Source organism: Aneurinibacillus terranovensis DSM 18919, assembly GCF_000430625.1.
Classification (GTDB): domain Bacteria; phylum Bacillota; class Bacilli; order Aneurinibacillales; family Aneurinibacillaceae; genus Aneurinibacillus_B; species Aneurinibacillus_B terranovensis.
Window position 1 is genome coordinate 1 of record NZ_AUMJ01000116.1, and the last position, 1,494, is coordinate 1,494.

Consider the following 1,494-nt stretch of genomic DNA (forward strand, 5'->3'; position numbering starts at 1 on the left):
AAATGCGGGATTTGTGCAGGACTTTATTGTCAAAGCGAACGGTGGAATGCGGGTTGGAGGGGGGAGAAATTGCAGGAGATTATTATGCCGTAACAAAGGGTTTTGAGTGAGTGGTTAGGGGAGTTGGGACGTGAGTGATTCGTGTCCCCATTCAACCGTGATTGGGGGCTGTACATCCCGATAATTAGGATCTCATCGGCTTCTGTAAATCGCATTTCTTCTTAGTTCGATTGTGATTTTTTCCTGTTCGGTGTGATAAACGATGTAGTTGTTTCTGCATTTCAGCAACTCCCTAGTAGCTTCGTTAGGATCTTGAATAGCTCTGATCAAAGCGACTTCGTCAACGTACTGAACATATTTTCTAAATGAGAATTTAAAATCTCCAGTAAAACATACTGGTTAGGGAAAATATTCCGAACTTTCTGCCATTTCATCCTTACCACACCCAATCATGGTATTTCACGATCCCGTTTACTTGTCAGAATCGATTCAAACTGCCAGCAGCAGCATCGGCAGAAGTCGATTAAATTTTCTTATTTTGCCGCGCATGTTTCAGCGCTGTAATTGTATACGTTGTACCATTCTTGGAAAGTCGGAATGAAACAATGAACTGATCAATGTAAACGATAAAGGTGTCTTTATAATTGCGAGACCGAAAAAGGGTTCCCGTGCGCAGAATCTTTTCTTCAATACGCTCCACTAATTTTATGCGATATTCATCCGTTTCCTCAGTAGAAAAATACTTGTTCTTAATTTGAGAAATACGCTTGAGGGCAGGAACCGTCCATTCCACATTCATCTAGATTTCTCCGTTTTTTATCATCTCAATCACTTGTTTTGTCGAGAAGACCTGGCCCTTTTCAATCGCTTGTTCAGACTCCTCGATCATCTGCTGAATTTCTGGATCAGCATCAAAATCGGCTATAAGGGCAGACATGAAATTGCTGTCATTATCGTTGTCGGAGGGGGCAAGAATTTCATATTCTTTACCATTCAGCCTAATGACCGGTTTATGGTTAGCATTGATAAAAGGGTTAATGATATTACCATTCTGGTCTTTAAGTTTGAAGTACATGAGGGTAACCTCCCATTCGAACCTTGGATACATACAATTATACCCTATACCGGAAGTTAAGGATACTGCTGCGACGTACAGAATTCAAACTGACGTGCAGCGCGACAACGGTCAATATTTAGAAAGTGGATGCGCACAAGCGAAGTACTCCCGTGCAGCCTCATTTATCAATTCATTTTACACCTTCGACTTTTTGTTCCGAAAGGCCCGAAATCTCAGCAGTACTCATCGTTTTCACATCTTTAAGGTCTCTAAGAGAGCAAAATTAGTCATCTCTCGAACTACTCGTAAGAATGGATTCAAACTTTTCTGCGGCGGATTGGCCCTCATAAGCCCCAAAATGAACTTGGACAATAAGAGTGGTTTTTATTATACTGCTTAATGTACCAAGGAGGCTGACATTATGAAACGAACAATGC

Annotated in this window: 2 protein-coding genes; both read right to left on the reverse strand. The window is 41.3% G+C overall.

Annotated features, from left to right (window positions below; genetic code table 11):
- Positions 1–523: 523 nt before the first annotated feature.
- Positions 524–799 carry a hypothetical protein gene (locus tag H525_RS0115470; RefSeq protein WP_027416916.1) on the reverse strand — a complete coding sequence of 92 codons (276 nt, stop codon included), beginning with the start codon at positions 797–799 and terminating at the stop codon, positions 524–526.
- Positions 800–1,075, reverse strand: coding sequence for a hypothetical protein (locus H525_RS0115475; RefSeq protein WP_027416917.1), 276 nt, complete (start codon positions 1,073–1,075; stop codon positions 800–802).
- Positions 1,076–1,494: the final 419 nt, after the last annotated feature.